Below are 18,862 nucleotides of genomic sequence, written 5' to 3'. Positions count from 1 at the left end.
ATGACAACGGCTGGCGGAGGATGCACGCATGATGCCGGATCAGGCAATTCTGGTAACGGGGGCCGCAGGCTTCATCGGATTTCACGTGGCGCAGCGGCTGCTGCAGTCCGGCCATCGCGTGGTCGGGCTCGACAACCTCAATACGTATTACGATCCGCAACTGAAGGCGGCCCGGCTCGCGATCCTGCGCAACGATCCACGTTTTCAATTTGAAGAGCTGGACGTGGCGGATCGCGTCGCGATACCCGAGTTGTTTGCGCGCCATCGGTTTCCCGTCGTCATCCATCTGGCCGCGCAAGCAGGCGTGCGCTACTCGCTGCAGGATCCCCACGCCTATGTCGACGCCAATCTGGTCGGCTTCACCAATGTCCTGGAGGGATGCCGGCACAATGGCTGCCGCCATTTGTTGTTCGCATCCTCGTCGTCTGTGTACGGGGCCAACAGGAAGTTGCCCTTCTCGGTGCATGATAATGTCGATCATCCGATCAGTCTTTATGCCGCGAGCAAGAAGGCCAACGAACTGATGGCCCACTCGTACAGCCATCTTTACGGAATCCCGTGCACCGGCTTGCGCTTCTTCACGGTGTACGGCCCGTGGTATCGGCCCGACATGGCGCTGTTCGTGTTTGCGGACGCGATCGTTCGCGGCGATCCGGTCAAGTTATTCAATGGCGGCCGCATGCTTCGCGACTTCACCTATATCGACGACGTGACAGAGGCCCTGGTCCGCCTGATCGATCGCGCGCCGCAGATCGGACAGCCCGGGCCGGGGCTGGACGGAATTCAGGACCCGGGATCGAGCATCGCCCCTTGGCGCATCTACAATGTCGGCAACAACAAGCCGCAGGAATTGATGCTCGTGCTCGACATCCTCGAGCGGGAGCTGGGGCGCAAGGCCAACAAGGAACTGCTGCCAATGCAGCCGGGCGACGTGCCGACCACCTATGCCGACGTCGATGACCTCGTGCGAGACGTAGGCTTTCGCCCGGCAACTCCGATCGAGGACGGCATCCAGAGGTTCGCAGCCTGGTACCGCAGCTATCACGAAACAAACCAGTCGATGGCCGCATCCTAGAGCGTTTTCCAGCGAAGTGGACACCGGTTCGCGTCAAGAAAACGCGTCAAAACAAGAATCTAGAGCCCGGTTCTGATTCAATCAGAACCGAAAGCTCTAGAGCCGAACCGATACGCCTGCGCGAAAATCCCGCGGCGTGGTGCCATGCTTGTTCTTGAACGCGCGTGCAGCGTGAGCGCCATCGGCAAACCCGCACTGATGCGCCAATCTCGCGATCGAAATGTTGGCCAGCGAATCCTGTCGCAGCAGGTTGCGTAACAGCTCGACCCGTAAATGAAGGACATGTCGTTCGAACGTGGTCTCACGATCGGCGAAGATGCGATGAAAGGTCCGCTCCGAGATGCCGAATTCGGCGGCGAGCGCCGGGACTGGCCGGACAGCGGCGATATTGGCCCTCAGATGGGTATCGATCAGGCGGAACAGGTCGGGCCGGGAGAGTTGATGGGTGGCGCCTGCGGCGAGACGCAGCAGGGCCGACAAATAGGCGACGATGTCGGGCTCGTCTTGTCGCCCCGGCGCATCGAGTGAGGAAATCGCATCGCGGACCATTGCGGCAATCGAACGCGCAACCGTCCCGGATAGCGGCACGGGCCTGGCGCATAATCGCTCTGCGTCAGGAACGGACCGCAACAGTGACGCGGCGGGAACCGTCGCGATCAGCAACTCCGCGCGCTGTTCGGGGCCGCCGAACAGCCGGTCCTCGAACGGGCGCCGTGCATCGTAGAGCACGCCATATCCGGGATCGATCGTGCCTTCGTTGCCGGCCTGCACCATCGAGCTTCGCCCGCGCCGCTGAAAATCGAACATGAATTCGTCCGAACCGGCCCGGCTCACCAGCCTGGCGTCGCGGGTGTAGCATTGCGGGCTGCTGTCGAAACGGACGAGTTTTGCCCCGCCGATCTCGACGAACTCGAAATGACCGCTGACCACGGCGGAGCCGATCGGCCTGGTCTCGACATTGGCGAACGACCGGCAGATCGCCTCGGTCCAGAAGGCCCGGCGTTCGGTCGGACGGATCGGGTCGGTGGAGACGCTGATCGGCATCGCGCAAGCTGGGTTCCGCTGTGTGGCGCCGCAGCGTCGCTCATGACCGGTGGGTCTGGCAAGGGCAGACATGGCGTCTCTTTGGCAGTCTCATTCAAGACGCCCGGGTCGGACCGGCCTAGCCTATATCCGAACCCCATCCACCCGGTCCGATATGACACGCACAAAACCTTCCGCTCTGGCGCATGCCGGTCATCCGCTCGACCCGCTCAGCGAGGCCGAAGTCGCGCTGACGTCCGAAATATTGCAGAGGGTCAAGAAGCTCGGCCCCGATGCGCGATTTACCCATGTGCAACTCGAAGAGCCGGCCAAGTCCGACGTTCTCGGCTGGAAGCCCGGTGCCGGGCTCGCACGCCGGGCCGCCGCAACCCTGTTCGACTGCAAGACCGGCGCGACGCATGTCGCCACCGTGGACCTCGAATCAGAGTCCGTGACGCAGTGGCGCGAGTATTCGACGAAAGCCCATCCCTACGGCCAGCCGCCGATCACAATCGAGGAGGTGTTCAAGGTCGGCGACATCGTGAAGGCCGATGCGGACTGGCGGCGCGCGATGAAGCGGCGCGGCCTCGATGACAAGGAGATCGAGCTGGTTCAGGTCGATCCGTTCTCGGCCGGCTATTTCGACCGCGAGGTGGAGAAGGGCCGCCGGCTGGTCAGCGCCGTATCCTACTGGCGCAGGAATCCCAAGGACAACGGCTATGCGCACCCGATCGAGGGCGTCGTCGCGCTGGTCGACCTGATCGAGAACAGGATCGTCCACCTCGTCGACGAGCCTGACGTTATCCCGATTCCGAAGACATCACGCAACTACGACCGGGCGTCGATCCCGCAAACGCGCAACGACGTCAGGCCGCTCGACGTCGTGCAGAAGGACGGCCCGAGCTTTACGGTCGACGGCTGGAAGGTCTCTTGGCAGAACTGGTCGTTCCGTGTCGGCTGGACCGCGCGCGAAGGCCTCGTGCTGCACCAGATCTCCTTCCGCGACGGTGGGCTCGAACGGCCGATCATCTATCGCGCCAGCGTCACCGACATGATCGTGCCCTATGCCGATCCGACCGCCAACCATTTCTGGAAATGCGCCTTCGATGCCGGCGAGTATGGACTGGGCAAGCTCGCCAACGCACTCGAACTCGGCTGCGATTGCCTCGGCCACATCCACTATTTCGATGTCCCGGTCGCCGACGATTACGGCAAACCCGGCGTCATGAAGAATGCGATCTGCCTGCATGAGGAGGATTGCGGAATCCTCTGGAAGCATTACGAATTCCGCAATGAGACGTTTGAGGTCCGCCGCTCGCGCCGCCTCGTCATCTCGTTCTTCACGACAGTCGGAAACTACGATTACGGCTTCTTCTGGTACTTTTATCAGGACGGCACCATCCAGCTCGAGGTCAAGCTGACCGGCATCATCCAGACCGCGGCGATCGCCGCGGGCAAGGACTACCCGTGGGGCGGCATGGTCGCCGAAAATCTGGGTGGTCCGACCCATCAGCACTTCTTCAACGCCCGCCTGCACATGATGCTCGACGGCGAAGCCAACACCGTCACCGAACACGAATTCCGCCCGCGGCCCTGGGGTACGGACAACCCATACGGTAACGTGTTCGATGTCACGGCCCGGACGCTCTCGCGTGAGCGCGACGCCGCGCGCGAGGCCGACGGCCGGACCGGGCGCTACTGGAAGATCAGCAATCCCAACAGAAAGAACAGCGTCGGCGGTCCGACGGCGTATAAGCTGATAGCGCACAGTGCGCCTACGATGCTGGCGCAGGAGGGCTGCTACATGACCTCGCGCGGCGGATTTGCGACCAAGCATATCTGGGTTACGCGCTATGCGCCCGACGAGCGCTACGCAAGCGGCGAGTTTCCGAACCAGCATGCCGGCGGCGACGGTCTGCCGAAATATGTCGCCCAGAACCGCGCCATCGAAAACCAGGATATCGTGGTCTGGCACAGCTTTGGGGCGACGCATGTCTGCAGGCCCGAGGATTTTCCGGTGATGCCAGTCGAATATGTCGGCTTCACGCTGAAGCCGAACGGCTTCTTTGCGGAGAACCCGGCGATGGACCTGCCGCCCGACCGGAACGCTGCCAGCCGGGACAACCGCGACAAGAATTCGTGCTGCGGCTGACGATCCGCCGATTGCTTTTTTCCTTGATCCAGCAAGGAGACTGACCATGAATCGCAGGAAGCTCCTCACGGCAGCCGGCGCCGCTGTCGCCTCCACCGCCATCGCCGCGCCCGCCATCGCCCAGTCCACACCCAACTTGCGCTGGCGCCTCGCCACTTCGTTTCCGAAGAGTCTCGATACGCTCTATGGCGCGTGCGAGATGTTCGCGAAGGCGGTTGCCGATCTTTCCGACCAGAAATTCCAGATCGGCGTGTTCGGCCCGGGCGAAATCGTGCCGGCGTTTCAAGTCTTCGATGCGGTGGCGAACAACACGGTCGAGATGGGAAACAGCGCTTCGTACTATTACATCGGCAAGGATCTGGCGTTCGCGTTCGGCACCGCCGTTCCCTTTGGCCTCAATACGCGCCAGATGAACGCCTGGCTCGCCTATGGCGGCGGGCTCGACATGCTCAACGAGCTCTACGGGACGTTCGGCATCCTGGGCTTCCCGTTCGGCAACACCACCGCACAGATGGGCGGCTGGTTCCGCAAGGAGATCAAGACGCTCGACGACCTCAAGGGATTGAAGTTCCGGGTCGGCGGCGTGGCCGGGCAGGTGCTGAGCCGGCTCGGCGTCGTCCCGCAACAGATTCCGCCGGGCGATATCTATCCGGCGCTGGAGAAAGGTACGATCGACGCTGCGGAATGGATCGGCCCCTATGACGACGAGAAGCTCGGCTTCCTCAAGGTCGCACCTTATTATTACTACCCCGGCTGGTGGGAAGGATGCGCGAACGGCTTCCTCTACATCAACAGCGCGAAATGGGCCGAGCTGCCCAAGGTCTATCAGACCATGGTAACGATTGCGGCGGGGCAGGTCGCGGCCGACCTCACGGCCAAATATGACGCGCGGAACGCCTCCGCCATCAAGCGCCTGGTTGCGGCTGGCGCGCAACTTCGGCCGTTCTCGAACGACATCCTGGACGCGTCGTTCAAGGCGACGAGCGACCTGTTTGCCGAGGTCGCGGCCAAGAACCCGAAGTTCAAGACGCTGTACGAATCGACGATCGCATTCCGCAACGAACAGTACCAGTGGCATCAGGTCTGCGAGGCCACCTACGACAACTATATGGTCAGGCGGATTCGCGCCTGACCGCCGTCTGACGGCTCAGTATCTTCGGAGGCTTGGATTGGACATTCGTACCGGCCGGCCGGTGACGCTGGCGTCGAACGGCATGGTGACGTCGCCGCATTCGCTGGCTTCCGCGGCCGGCATCGACGTGCTCCGCGCCGGCGGCTCCGCCATCGATGCGGCGATTGCGACCAGCGCGGTGCTCGCGGTGGTCTATCCGCACATGACCGGTCTCGGCGGCGACGCGTTCTGGCTCATTCACGACGGCGCCAGCGGCGAGATCCGCTACCTCAATGGCGGCGGCAAGGCGGCTGCCACTGCCACGCTGTCGTCGATCGAGCAGCGAGGGTTGAAGGAAATCCCGCTCCGGGGAATCGTGCCGGCGACACTCACCGTGCCCGGCGCCGTGGCGAGCTGGATCGAGGCGCACAATGTCCATGGACGATTGCCCCTGCGGCGCGTGCTCGAAAGCGCCACCGGCTATGCCCGCGATGGCTTTCCGGTCACCGGCCGCCTCGCCAGCTTCATCGAGATGATGCGCGATGATCTGCTTGGGGATCGCGAAGCCGCCGCGCAGTTCTTTCCGCAAGGCACGGCCGCGCAGCCAGGCTCGAAGCTCGCCAATGCAAACCTTGCCCGCACGCTTCAATCGATCGCGGATGGCGGATGGTCCGGCTTTTATCAAGGAGATGTCGCTGCTGAAATGGCGCGCGTTTCGGAAGAGAAGGGCGGCCTGTTCCGGCTCGCCGATTTCGGCCGGCAACAGGCCACCTGGGGCGAGCCGCTTGTTGGTCGCTACCGCGACGTCACGGTCTTCAATACGCCACCCCCGACGCAAGGTTTTACCGTGCTCGAAATGCTTAACCTCCTCGAGTCGCACGAACTGCACCGAAAGGATTTGCTCGGGCCTGATCATGTCCATCTCCTGGTGCAGGCCAAGCAGATCGCCTATCACGACCGCGATCAGATGCTCGCCGACCCTTCGTTTGCCGAAGTGCCGATCGAGCGGCTGATATCGAAGGAATATGCGGACCTGCGCGGCCGGCTGATCGACCAGAGATCGGCCTTGAAATGGGACATGGTGCCGTCCTTCGGCAGCCTTGCCGGCGACACGGTCTATGTCGCCGCCGTCGATCGCGATGGCAACGGAGCATCGCTGATCCAAAGCCTGTATGGCGCATTCGGATCCTGCGTGGTTGCAGGAAACACCGGTGTGATCCTGCAAAATCGTGGCGCGTATTTCTCGCTGGATCGCAATCATCCCAATCGCCTCGAACCCGGCAAGATCCCGCTGCACACGCTGATTGCCTCAATGGCCAAACGCGACGGCAAGCTCTGGAGCGTGCTCGGCTGCATGGGCGCGGATGGCCAGCCGCAAATCCAGCTCCAGCTCTATGCGGCCATGATCGATTTCGGTCTCGACATCCAGGAAGCGATCGAGATGCCGCGGTTCCTGTCCGGCCGCTTCGCGCTCGGCGAGGCGCGCGACACGCTGCACATCGAGAGCCGCTTTTCCGAATCCACGATCGACGCGCTCGCACGGCGCGGCCACACCATCAACCGCTGGGACGCCTGGAACGAAATGGCCGGTCACGCCCACGGCATCACCATCGACCGGCGGAACGGCGTGCTGAGCGGCGGTTCCGATCCGCGCAGCGATGGCGCGGCGATCGGTTACTAATTGTCCGCGTCTCGCATTGGCCGGTCGTGCCGTTATGCGTTACTACTCCTCTCGACAGGAGTAACGCCGATGCCTTTGTGGACATGCGAACAATGTGGCGCCCAGTTTTCCGAAAACGCTGAGCCGCCGCAGGCCTGCCCGGTTTGCGAGGACGAGCGGCAATATGTGAATTGGAAAGGACAGTCGTGGCTCACACGCGAGGAACTGGCACAGCGCCACAAGCTCGTCTGGCGCGACGATCTCGGCATTTCCGGCATCGGGACTGAGCCGAGTTTTGCGATAGGACAACGCGCGCTGCTCGTGCGGGAGGCGGATGGCTGCGTGATGTGGGATTGCGTGCCGCTGGCCACGCCTGAGGCGATCGATTACGTCCGCTCGCTCGGCGGCCTGAAGGCGATCGCGGTCTCGCACCCGCATTATTATGGCGCGGTCGCGGACTGGAGCGAGGCGTTCGGCAGCGTGCCGGTCTATCTTCATGGCGACGACCGCGCCTTCGTCACGCGGCCGCATCCCGCCATCGTGCCGTGGACCGGCGACAGCCATCGGCTCTCCGACGATATCCTGCTGGTACGGACCGGCGGGCATTTTGCCGGCGGCACGGTTCTGCACTGGCGCGCGGGCGCGCAGGGGCAGGGCGCATTGCTCACCGGCGATGTCGCGATGGTCGCGATGGACCGCCGCTCCCTCAGCTTCATGTACAGCTATCCGAACTACATCCCGCTCAATGCCGCAGCCGTGCGCCGGATCGCGCAGGCGGTCGAACCGCTAGCGTTCGACCGCATCTATGGCGCGTGGTGGGGCCGCAACATCGCCGACCATGCCAAGGCGGCATTCGAAATGTCCGTCCGGCGATATATCGCGGCCATCTCCGGCACCGGCTAGCGGTTACCCGCGCCAACTGCGGATACGCCGCGCGGCATCGGCCCCGGCCCTTGCGCCGGCTGCAGCGGGATGGCGCTCTTGGGCTCGCTGAGCCATCCGGTGAGGCGCGACATCAGGCCGGCCTGCTCCACCGTCCGCGCCTCCTGCACGAAGGGGTCGGTGTAACACCTTGCGCCCGCAGCCTTTGCAATCCGCGCCACGGCATCGGTCATCGCCGGCGCGCCCGCGGTGTAGACCACGTCGTCAGGCGTGAGTTTTGGCAAATGATCGGTCGGCCGGCCGCTGCGAACGGCATGCGAGATATTTTGCGGCTCCGACACCATCGGAATCAGCGTGACGTTGGGAAACAGCGCCAGCCGGCACAGCGCCGCGTGCATGTAGAGCGAGCGGATGCTCCGGGCCGCCACCACGAAGACCATTTCGCGCTGCGGCTGCTCCATGATCGCGGCAACCGCGACCGACCACATTGGCGCGAAACCGGTGCCGCTGGCGACCAGAACGATGCGCCCGGCATGGCCTTGCCTGAAAAAAGCGCGGCCGTACGGTCCCGTCAGTTTGACGCGGTGCCCGGGTCCGATGTCGCGGCCAAGCGCTGACGATACCAGTCCGTCCGTAACCTTTCGGATGTGAAAGTGCAGGATGCGATCGTGGGGAGGGCCTTCCAGCGGATAGGTCGGGCTGTAGGACCTTGCCGGGAATCCCTGAAACTGCAGCTTGCAGTACTGGCCGGGAAGATAGTCGAGCGGCTTCGCCAGCTCGATGTCGACACCCACCACATCAGGTGCGAGCTGAACGGTCTGCGCCACTTCCGCCGATAGCGCCACCGGCTCGGGCGCCGCCTCGATGGCAATTTCGAGATCGGAGACAATTCGGGCCTGGCAGGCATGGATCATGTCGTCGCCGCGGCTATGGCCGCCGAATACCTGGCCGTCGACGAGCCGCACGCGGCAGGCGCCGCAGATTCCGGAGCGGCAATCGTGCGGAAGATCGACCCCGTTCATCAACGCCCAGTCGAGCAGAAGCTCGCCGCGATTGGCCAGAAACGGCTCGTCGTTGATCGTGACTTTGCAAATGTTCGACATTTATTCCACCTCGATACGAATAGGACGGACGTGCCGTGTATGTCTGATCTGGCTGTGGTCGAAAGCTGCGACCCGCATGAAGATGCCGGTTTTGATCGGCACGTCGAACTGGCTCGTGGTGTCGAGCCGACGCTTCACCTCGAGCGCCCAGTGGCCGGAAGCCCAGCGGGCTGCAGATCTGACGTCGGCTCGGTCGCCTGAAAATTCGCCGCCCAGGATGACGCCGGGGATCACGGTCCCGGTCGGGATGCGGGCGTCGATGCTGGTCGAATAGGGCACCGAATCCTGCTCGGTCATGAACCAGCGCGCGCCTTCGCTTTCGCCGTGATTGGGGTCGAGGTCGATATCTCCCATCGCGCCCGTCGTGGCGGCGACGTCTTTGGGCAGGCGCAGCGGAGCGATCAGGCGGCTGCGGCGTGGACCGCCGGACGTGTCGGCCTCGACGGTGAAATTGTCCCGGTAGCTTGCCGTTCCCGGGTCGGGCGCGAAGCCGCCTTTGTACGGAACGACGTTTGCCGCCTGCATCGGGGTCGGATCCAGCGGCGGTCCGAAATGTGTGTCGTCCATCCATCCAATCGCGCCGCTGGTTGCCTTCCACTGCCAGACATCGGCATAGCCGGACGCCGTGTAATGCAGGCCGCGGCCACTCATGGTGGCCGGCGCGCCGGCGACCGGCTGCGGTCCGGGATGAAAGGTTCGCCCGCCGGCCAGCGTGACGTCCGACGTGGTCAGCAGCACCGAAAACTTGTCTTCATTGTAGCGATGCTCATCGCCGGCCTGAAGACCGGAATGAAGAAGGTGCCATCCATCGGCTTCCTTGACGAGAGGCAGGTGTTTCAGCGAGCGCGTCGAATCCTCCCAGGTGAAGAGGAAGTACGCGTAGGTGCCGTCATGCACCGCGCGGATCGCGATCCTGGTTTCACCCTTGCCGTCGAAATTGCCGCCTTCTCCGGTCAACAGCGAGAACGGCCTGACACCGCGCCAGGCCCGATCGGACGTGTCGCCGTCGAGGACCGGCGCGTCGGCGGGATTGATGCGGCGGATCTGCACGCTATCCACCGCCAGCCGATCGGTAGCCACGAGGAGCGACGCGCCGGTGATCGCAGCGGCGGCCGCCACGAGAAACGGATTGGCCTGCAGAGTCGGATTTCGCGATCTCGAAGGCCCGCCATGGGATCGCGGCGCCGGATCCGGCTCATCCGTCCGATCGCGGCGGGTCTCTGCGCGCGGCTGCAGGGGATGCGATGAAACCTCGGGCGGCGCGCTCGCGCCTTCGGATTCCGGCAAGCGCGCCGATCGCTCGGCCAATAGCCCCAAGAGCTCGACGGCATCGAGCCGCGGCGGCGGCGCCGGCAGCGGAGCGGGACGAAAGATGCGCAGCAGTTGCGAGATGCCGCCGCTCTTGTACTGGGTCAGGACATGAAGGACGACAAAGGCGAGGATCACCCAGGTCCCCACCCAATGCAGCATCGCCACGTCGTAGCCGGAGTAGAAGCCGAAATAGAGCGCGCCGCCGCTGACCAGCAAACCGAACATCGTGACGAAGAAGATCCAGTACATCAGGGCGATCACGGCGCTCAACCTCGCCTGTCCACGGCCGAACAAGCCGCGCAGGCGGACCTTGTCGAGCTGGACGCGGCGCCCGAGGCCGGAGCGGAGCATGTAGACGAGGTAGCCGATCGCCACGGCGACCAGGACGACGGCCGCCTGCATATGGGCGATCCATACGCTGTCGCGCGGCAGCACGGCGTCGAACCAGTTGATCCAGGTCCGGTCGGGCGTCTCAGTTGCAATGCGTAAGCCGGTAACGAGCGCAACGGCGAATGCAGCCACGAACGTCCAGTGTAGAATGATGGTCCCATAGTCCGTCTTACGCTGCCTCACACATACGCCCCGCTACTTCACTTCCGAACAGCAACCGTTGGCGCCAATTCCACCAACCGCAGATGTCGCTGCCGTACTAATGATGATCCCCAAGGTCATTGAGGCCATCGTCCAGATTGTTCTTTTGCGGGCGAGGCCAGTGAAGAGCTCTTTTGCGCCCGCCGCGTATGCCGGACCGGCAAAACGCGCTTCTTGCTTTGATGTGTCGGCCTCCAGCGTCCCCTGAGTATTGGGGGCGCTGGAGGTCGCGCCGCGCGCCGCTATCCCCACGTGTGATGTAAATGATGAGCCAATTCCGGCATGTCCGATTGGGCATAGTCCATGCCGCCGATGGCGACGTCGGCGGTCGCAACCGTCACCGCCTCGACGCTGACGGTCGGGGCTGCGACTTGTTGCACGTCGGGGGCAGCCGCCGCGGCCCCCGCCGCCGGCGTTTCAGCTACGGGCGTCTCCGCGACTGGCGTCCCCAGCACCTCGGCGACCGTCAAGCCGTCCGGATTGTAAGTGCCGCCGGTGACGGGGATATTGTTGCTGCCGATATCGGCCGCGTTGCCGTGCATCTGGTCCGCGGCGGCGACGACAAGGGCCGCGTTGCCGGTCTGCAACCCCTTGACCATCGCTGCAATCTCGGCGCCAAGGATGCCGCCCTGATCCGCGTCGAAGTCGGTGACGCTCTTTTCGAAGGCCATGAGATCGTCGATCAGCGCGGCGATAGCATCGGCGTCCTGGCTGCCCACGAGGTCGACGGCTTGCTTTCCAAGCGCATTGGATTGCGCAATGAAATTGGCCAGGAACACCGTCTGCACATCGTTGTCGAGATGTTTGGGCGCCGGCGAGGTGTCATCCGGAAACGGCGAGAAGCCGCTGACGCCGTCTTGCGTTGCCATATCAGCCAGATTGGCATCGCTCTGGACGATATCGATGATGTCGAGGATGTTGTCGGCGCTGGCCTGTGCCGCGGTGGGGCTTATCGCGGGGTCGTTGATGTAGACGAGTTCGAGTTGGAGTTGCCTCACGATCTCTTCGGCGTGGACGCCGGTGAGCCCCTCGAACAGTTCCGGGTTGGCGGTCATCAGCGCCTGCATGTCCGATATCACGGCATTGATGTCATCGGTGATCTGCGCCTGGTTACCCTCATTGACCCCGCCAAGGATCTGGCTGGCCACCTCGTCGAACATCGCCCCGATCTCCGCGAGATTGTGAGGCGCGGCGGCCGCGCTGCCGGTGGGCAGCGGCGCGGCCGGCGTCGGACTCGCCAGCACGGGATCGGTACTGACGGCATTGATGACGCTGAGTTGGCTGGCGCGAAGCGCTTGTTCTGCGCCGGCGGCGTTGCCGAACGAGCCTGCCGCGCTCACCGAGGCATTGGCCGCCGAAATGGCGCTGGTGATGTCGGACAGGATCGCCTGAACATGGCCGAGCGCGGCACCGGAAAACTGGCCTGTATTGAGCTCGGCCAGCAGACTGTTCTGCACGGCGGCGAGATCGTTGGTGTGGTGTGCAATGCTGCCGGCCGCCTGGCCGCCGTTGCCGAGCGCGTTTTGCTGCGGGGCATCCACCGGCGCCCGAGCCATGCCGTTGGAGGTTGAGCCGAGGTCGGAGAAATTCGAACCGACAGGCCGTGACGTCGTTTGGCTGGCCGGCGGCGGTTCTTCGAGCGGTGTGGTGGACGGGGGGGCCGGAACGACTGGCGGGCTGGCGACTTCATCGATCGGGAGATCGAGATCAGCGTCGGGCTGATCCTCGTAAGCCAAGCGAGCCATTGTTCGTCCCCTGCTGTCCAGTCGAATCCATTGATGCGTAAGCGCGGCCATCCGCCAGGGGGCGGGACGTTGCGCATGGTGAAGGATCATTTAGCTTCATGGCGTCATTCGGCCGACACAGCGACCAATGAGCACCGAAGCAAGGTGATAGACGGACGAATCCATGACGCGCGCCGCGCCGGAAATGGCGAATGAAGCACGCGCGAGAAGGATAACGCGGCCCTTGTCTGGCGCGCCAGGTGCTCGCTGCCGGAATCTTGGCCAGAAGGTCCGCGCGGTATCAGCGACAAACGCCTTTGCCATCGTTCTACCCACGAGCGAACTTGAACAATCGGCATTCGTCGCATTCCTGCCGAAAAATGGTCCGCATCGCGCGTCAAGGAGACCTGCAGGGAGACCCGATGGGGCGGGTCGAAGGGCAGTTCAATGAGTATCGCTCAGGGCCAGGCACAGGACCGAGCGCGGGCAGCGTCGGCGCTCCGCGCTGTTTCGGGCCTGCGTTCGACGCTGGCCGGCGACGATCCCGTCACCAACGCGCTTCGCGCCAGCGCGCGCCGCATGATCGGCGTCGCAGTGTTCAGCGGCGTCATCAACATCCTGATGCTGTCGGGCTCACTCTATATGCTGCAGGTGTACGATCGGGTGATTCCGAGCCGCAACCTCGCGACCCTGTTCGGCCTGTCCCTGATGGTGCTGTTCGCCTATCTGGTGCAGGGATATTTCGACGCGATGCGGTCGCGGATGCTGTGCCGGATCGCAACGCTGTTCGATGCCGGCCTGCAAGGCTCGATCCATTCGGCGCTCGCCACCTTGCCGCTGCGCGGCGTCAAGCCGGTCCTGATGCAGCAGCCGCTGCGTGATCTCGATCAGGTACGTACCTTCATGTCCGGCATGGGGCCGACGGCATTCCTGGATATGCCCTGGATCCCGGTCTTTCTGATCGGGCTGTTTCTGTTTCACCCCCTCATCGGTTTCACGGCGCTGCTGGGTACTGCGGCGATCATTGCGATGACATTGCTGACCGAGCGAATCTCGCGCAATTCGGCCAAGGCGGCGATGGATATGAGCGCGCAGCGCCAGGTGCTGGCGGATGCGACCCAGCGCAACGCGGAAATCGTCCGCGCACTCGGCATGACGGACCGGTTGACGGCGCGCTGGTCGCAGGCCAACGAGCGCTACCTGCAGGAAAACATCCGCGCCACCGACGTCTATGCCAATCTCGGCTCGGCCGCGAAGGTGCTGCGCTACATTCTGCAATCGGGAATGCTCGGTATCGGCGCCTATCTCGTCGTGGTCGACAAGGCGTCCGGCGGCATCATGATCGCGTCGTCGATCCTGATGGGGCGCGCGCTCGCACCCGTCGAAATCGCGCTCGGCACCTGGAAGCAACTGGCCGCCGCCCGCCAGGGGCTGGCGCGCCTGCGCGACATCTGCAAGGCGACCGCGCCGCCTCCGGCGCCGCCGGTCATGCTGCCGCGTCCCTGCCGCGAACTGTCGGTGCAGAACCTCGCGGTGGCAGCACCCGGCTTCGACATGCCGATCGTGTCTGGCGTCACGTTTTCGCTCAAGGCCGGGGCGGGGCTGGCGCTGCTCGGCGCGAGCGCGTCGGGCAAGACTTCGCTTTCCAAGGCGCTGGTTGGAATCTGGCCAGCGCATCGGGGCGCCGTGCGGCTTGACGGCGCCTCCCTCGATCATTGGCGCAACGAGGATCTCGGCCGGCATATCGGCTATCTGCCGCAGGATGTCGGCCTGTTCGATGGCACCGTGGCGGAGAACATCTGCCGGTTCGACGAACACGCAACTTCCGACGCCATTCTCAAGGCCGCCCAGATCGCCGGCGTCCATGACATCATCCTGCGCCTGCCCGAGGGTTATGCGACACGAATAGGGGCGGGCGGCATCTCGCTGTCGGCCGGACAGAAGCAGCGGGTTGGCCTGGCGCGGGCGGTATTCGGCGATCCGTTTCTGATCGTTCTTGATGAACCCAACGCCAATCTGGATGCCGACGGTGAGAACGCCCTGACCCGCGCCATCGCGATCATGCGCCAGAACAAATCCATCGTCGTCGTCATCTCGCACCGCCCGAGCGCGCTTTCCGCGCTTGATATGACGATGGTGCTCTATGAGGGCAAGGCGATCGCATTCGGCCCGCGCGAAGAAGTATTCGCGCGCGTCCGCAACGCCAACGGCAAGGCGGCGCAGGGATCGCCGTCCCCACCGCAGGCAAAGTCAGATCAGCGTGCGTCACTTGCCGAGAGTGTTCCATCATGAAGCATTTCGATCACGTGCATACCGATGAAAGAGTAGTGCGGCGTCGGGTGGGTGGAACGGACGAAGATGTCGTGGCGCCGCAGGGCCAGGCGCTGATCCTCGAACTGCAGCGGTTGCGGCAGGCTTTTGAGCAGGACAATCTGCAAGGCCAGCGGCCGCTTCGCCGTCCGGCGAATGACGAAAGTCCGGCTCCGCGGCGGCCGCGTCCGGCCCGGCCGAAGCGGTCGAAAAAGAAGGGCAAGATGGGGCGGGTGCTGGATTGGCTCGGCCCCTTTGGATCTCAGTCCGACGGTTTCGATGCCGAACCTCCGGCGGCGCGCAGCGGACGCAGCGCGCGTGAGCCGCAATTCATGACCCCGCCACCGGCAGCCAGCGCGCGGAGCAATTCACGGCTGAACGAACGGCAGGCGCGCGGTCCGATCATCGCATCCGACGATCCGTCGCTGATGAACATGCCGAGGTTCAGGCCGGAGGTTTTGCAGATCGACGACAGGCGGCAGCCGCCTCGCGTCGAAGCGCCCCAACTGGCGCCGCCGAGCCCGGCGGGGCCGGTGCCGCGCGAGCGCTCCGTGACGCGGGTCGTCCGCAGTGGCCTGACCGCAGGGGTTGCATTCCTTGCCAATCGCGATGCCGCGGCGGATGTGGCGGACGCACACGGCGAAAGTATCGTGCTGCGGGCGGCGCGCGCCTTCGAGCGTGAATTGCGCACCGGCTTGCGGGCGCTGCTCGTCGTCGGCGGGCTGGCAGGCGGCTGGATGGCATTCGTGCCGCTGTCGGGCGCGGTCGTGGTGCCGGGCAATCTGGTGGTGCAGTCCAACGTCAAGACCATCCAGCATCCGACCGGCGGTGTGGTCGCGCAGATCCCGGTCCACAACGGCATGCGGGTCAACGCCGGCGATCTGTTGCTGCGGCTGGATTCGACGCAGGCGCAAGCCAGCCTGCAGGTGGTGAGCAAGCAACTCGATGAAATGCGGGCGAAGATCGCGCGGCTGGTGGCCGAGCGCGACGGTCAGCCCAGGCCGGCGATACCGGCCGAGATGTCGGCGCGGCTTGACGATCCCAGTGTCAAGACGCTGCTCGCTTCCGAAGCCTCGCTGTTCAGGGCGCGGGTGACGGCGCGCGAGAGCCAGAAGGAATTGCTGCAGAGCAAGGTCACGCAGCTTGGCGACGAGATCGTCGGCCTCGACGCGCAGGTTGCGTCCAAGGCCAAGCAACTGGAACTGATCACCGGCGAACTCACGGGCGTTCAGGACCTGTTCGACAAGCGTCTGGTGCCGCTGGCGCGGCTGACGACCCTGCAGCGTGAGAGCGCGAGAATCGAAGGCGAACGCGGCCAGTTGCTCTCCACGATCGCCGAGACCAAAAACAAGATCGACGAGGCGAAGCTTCAGATGGTCAGGCTCGACCAGGACGTCCGCACCGAAGTCGTCAAGGAGCTCGGCGAGGCGCAGGGCAAGGAAGCCGAACTCAACGAACGCAGTATCGCGGCGCGCGACGTGCTCGAGCGCATCGAGATGCGCGCGCCGACGTCGGGTGTGATTCATCAGCTCACCGCGCACACCATCGGCGGCGTCATCCGCGGCGGCGACACCGTCATGGAAGTGGTGCCGGATTCCGACGACCTGCAGATCGAGGCGCGGTTGCAGCCGAACGATATCGATCAGGTGCGCAAGGGCCAGCAGGCCTTCGTTCGCTTCTCGGCCTTCAACCAGCGGGTAACGCCGCAATTGATCGGACAGGTATCGTACGTCTCGCCCGACACCACCCGCGACCAGCAGACCGGCACGTCCTATTTCACGGTCCGGATCATGCTGCCGGAAGAGGAGCGCCGCCAGCTCGCCGGGCTGCAGCTCAGCTCGGGCATGCCCGCGGAAGTCTTCATGCAGACCGGCAGCCGGACCATGCTCAGCTACCTTTTCAAGCCGATTCTGGATCAGTTCCAGCGTGCTTTCGTCGAGCGGTGAGGGGGCGAATCGGGTTGCAGCAAGGTCAAATCTTGCCACCCCAGATGGTATCGCTATATCAGGGCTTTCCTCCCACCTCGTTTCCGGTGAGCCCTGCATGACGACCACCACTGCCCCCGAATCCCAGCCGTTCCAGGCCGAGGTCGCCGAACTTCTGAACCTGATGGTGCACTCGGTCTATTCGGAGACCGACATCTTCCTGCGCGAGTTGATCTCGAATGCATCTGACGCTTGCGACAAGCTGCGCTATGAGGCGATATCAACGCCCGAGCTGATCGCCGACGGCGCGCCGCCCAAGATCCGTATCGCGCCGGACAAGAAGGCCAATACGCTTTCCGTCGTCGACAGCGGCATCGGCATGGACCGCCAGGAACTGATCGACAACCTCGGTACCATCGCGCGCTCCGGCACCAAGTCGTTTCTCTCGCGCCTCACCGAGGCCAAGGATGGCGCCAACCTCATCGGCCAGTTCGGCGTCGGCTTCTATGCCGCGTTCATGGTCGCCGAGCGCATCGTCGTCACCAGCCGCCGCGCCGGCTCCGATCAGGTCTTCGTCTGGTCGTCCTCCGGCGGCAGCGGATTTGAAATCGCGCAAGCTGGCGACGAGGATGCCGCACGCGTCACGCGCGGCACCGAGATCGTCCTGCATCTGAAGAAGGAAGCAGCGAAATATCTCGAGACCTACGAGATCGAACGTGTCGTCCGTGCCTGGTCCGACAATATCCAGTTCCCAATCGAACTGGTGCCGGAGGAGGGCGAGCCGCGCCAGATCAATTCGGCCAGCGCGCTATGGCAGCGGCCGAAATCGGAGCTCAAGCCGGAGGACTACAAGCAGGCCTATCAGCAGGTCGCCGGCGCCTTCGACGAACCGGCGATGACGCTGCATTATCGCGCCGAAGGACGGCAGTCCTACGCGGTGCTGCTGTTTGTGCCGTCGACGAAACCGTTCGACCTGTTCGACCAGGCACGCAAGGGCAAGGTCAAGCTTTATGTCCGCCGCGTCTTCATCGCCGACGACGCCGATCTCTTGCCGGCCTATCTGCGCTTCATCCGCGGCGTGATCGACAGCGAGGACCTGCCGCTCAACATCTCGCGCGAGATGCTGCAGAACAATCCGCAGCTCGCGCAAATCCGCAAAGCGGTTACCGGCCGCGTGATATCGGAGCTGGAAAGCCTCGGTGAAAAGGAGCCGGAAGCGTTCGCGAAAATCTGGGACGCATTCGGCCCCGTGATCAAGGAAGGCATCTGGGAGGACTTTGAGCGCCGCGAGAAGCTGCTCGCATTGTCGCGCTTCACTACGACTAAGGGCGAGAAGCGCTCGCTCAAGCAATATGTCGAGGATCTCAAGCCGAACCAGACCGACATCTACTATCTCACCGGCGAGAGCGTCGAACGGCTGAAGTCGAATCCGAAGCTCGAATCCGCAACCGCCCGCGGCATCGAGGTGCTGCTGCTGACTGATCCGGTCGACGCGTTCTGGACCTCGGCCCCGCTCGATTTCGGCGGCAAGCCGCTGAAGTCGCTGAGTCAGGGCGATATCGATTTCGGGTTGATGCCGCTCCTGGATGAAAAGGCCGAGGACAAGCAGGACGAAGCCGGCGCGGATGAAGCCACGACGATCGCGCTGATCAAGGACGCGCTCGGCGAGCGTGTCTCCGACGTGCGCGCCTCGCAGCGGCTGACCTCGAGCGCGTCGTGCCTCGTCGCCGGCGGCGGCGCACAGGACCGCATGCTCGAGCGGCTGCTCGCAATGCAGAACAAAGGGCCGACCACCAAACCGATCCTCGAGATCAACATGCGCCATCCGCTGGTCGCGGCGATTGCCGGCGACAAGGACGCGGCCAGGGACCTGTCGTTCCTGTTGTTGGAGCAGGCGCAGATCCTCGACGGCGAACTGCCGGAAGATCCGGCGGCGTTTGCCAACCGGCTGAACCAGTTGGTGCTGCGCGGGATCGCAAAGGGGTAGGACGTTCT

12 protein-coding genes are annotated in these 18,862 nt (G+C 64.0%); 8 read left to right on the top strand and 4 right to left on the bottom strand.

Going from position 1 to position 18,862, the window contains the following annotated elements; genetic code table 11:
* The first annotated feature begins 31 nt into the window (after nt 1-31).
* Complete coding sequence (locus tag LMTR13_RS34200; RefSeq protein ID WP_065733205.1) at nt 32-1,075, top strand: NAD-dependent epimerase; 1,044 nt, start codon at nt 32-34, stop codon at nt 1,073-1,075.
* 96 nt (nt 1,076-1,171) lie between these two features.
* Here LMTR13_RS34200 and LMTR13_RS34195 read toward each other — a convergent pair whose 3' ends face one another.
* Nucleotides 1,172-2,119 carry a helix-turn-helix domain-containing protein gene (locus LMTR13_RS34195; protein WP_065731588.1) on the bottom strand — a complete coding sequence of 316 codons (948 nt, stop codon included), beginning with the start codon at nt 2,117-2,119 and terminating at the stop codon, nt 1,172-1,174.
* 154 nt (nt 2,120-2,273) lie between these two features.
* On the opposite strand from LMTR13_RS34195, the gene LMTR13_RS34190 reads away from it, so the two are divergent.
* The 4 genes from LMTR13_RS34190 to LMTR13_RS34175 all read left to right on the top strand — a co-directional run bounded on the left by LMTR13_RS34190 (nt 2,274) and on the right by LMTR13_RS34175 (nt 7,924).
* Nucleotides 2,274-4,250 (top strand): primary-amine oxidase, encoded by a 1,977-nt coding sequence (locus tag LMTR13_RS34190; RefSeq protein ID WP_065731587.1) that lies wholly within the window; start codon nt 2,274-2,276, stop codon nt 4,248-4,250.
* Nucleotides 4,251-4,296: 46 nt separating this feature from the next.
* On the top strand, nt 4,297-5,382 hold the full coding sequence (locus tag LMTR13_RS34185; RefSeq protein ID WP_065731586.1) for a TRAP transporter substrate-binding protein: 1,086 nt from the start codon (nt 4,297-4,299) through the stop codon (nt 5,380-5,382).
* 37 nt (nt 5,383-5,419) lie between these two features.
* Complete coding sequence (ggt, locus tag LMTR13_RS34180) at nt 5,420-7,042, top strand: gamma-glutamyltransferase (protein WP_156795900.1); 1,623 nt, start codon at nt 5,420-5,422, stop codon at nt 7,040-7,042.
* Between the two features lie 69 nt (nt 7,043-7,111).
* A complete protein-coding gene (locus tag LMTR13_RS34175; RefSeq protein ID WP_065731585.1) occupies nt 7,112-7,924 on the top strand; it encodes an MBL fold metallo-hydrolase in 813 nt (270 codons plus the stop codon).
* On the opposite strand, the gene LMTR13_RS34170 is transcribed toward LMTR13_RS34175, so the two are convergent.
* From LMTR13_RS34170 to LMTR13_RS34155, 3 genes are all read right to left on the bottom strand, one after another.
* Complete coding sequence (locus tag LMTR13_RS34170) at nt 7,921-9,006, bottom strand: 2Fe-2S iron-sulfur cluster-binding protein (protein WP_065731584.1); 1,086 nt, start codon at nt 9,004-9,006, stop codon at nt 7,921-7,923. The genes LMTR13_RS34175 and LMTR13_RS34170 overlap by 4 nt on opposite strands.
* On the bottom strand, nt 9,007-10,839 hold the full coding sequence (locus LMTR13_RS34165; protein ID WP_236843224.1) for an ethylbenzene dehydrogenase-related protein: 1,833 nt from the start codon (nt 10,837-10,839) through the stop codon (nt 9,007-9,009).
* A gap of 311 nt (nt 10,840-11,150) precedes the next feature.
* Nucleotides 11,151-12,653, bottom strand: coding sequence for a hypothetical protein (locus LMTR13_RS34155; protein WP_236843223.1), 1,503 nt, complete (start codon nt 12,651-12,653; stop codon nt 11,151-11,153).
* A 558-nt stretch (nt 12,654-13,211) separates the two neighbouring features.
* Between LMTR13_RS34155 and LMTR13_RS34145 the strand changes: the two genes are divergently transcribed.
* From LMTR13_RS34145 to htpG, 3 genes are all read left to right on the top strand, one after another.
* The gene (locus LMTR13_RS34145) at nt 13,212-14,924 is read left to right on the top strand and encodes a type I secretion system permease/ATPase (RefSeq protein ID WP_065733201.1); all 1,713 of its coding nucleotides are present in this window, start codon (nt 13,212-13,214) and stop codon (nt 14,922-14,924) included.
* The gene (locus LMTR13_RS34140) at nt 14,921-16,888 is read left to right on the top strand and encodes an HlyD family type I secretion periplasmic adaptor subunit (protein WP_083219337.1); all 1,968 of its coding nucleotides are present in this window, start codon (nt 14,921-14,923) and stop codon (nt 16,886-16,888) included. Before LMTR13_RS34145 ends, LMTR13_RS34140 begins: the two co-directional genes overlap by 4 nt.
* Before the next feature lie 97 nt (nt 16,889-16,985).
* Complete coding sequence (gene htpG / locus LMTR13_RS34135; RefSeq protein WP_065731580.1) at nt 16,986-18,854, top strand: molecular chaperone HtpG; 1,869 nt, start codon at nt 16,986-16,988, stop codon at nt 18,852-18,854.
* Nucleotides 18,855-18,862 lie beyond the last annotated feature (8 nt).

Source organism: Bradyrhizobium icense (assembly GCF_001693385.1).
GTDB classification, from domain to species: Bacteria; Pseudomonadota; Alphaproteobacteria; order Rhizobiales; family Xanthobacteraceae; genus Bradyrhizobium; species Bradyrhizobium icense.
This window is presented reverse-complemented; position numbering and strand designations above follow the sequence as displayed.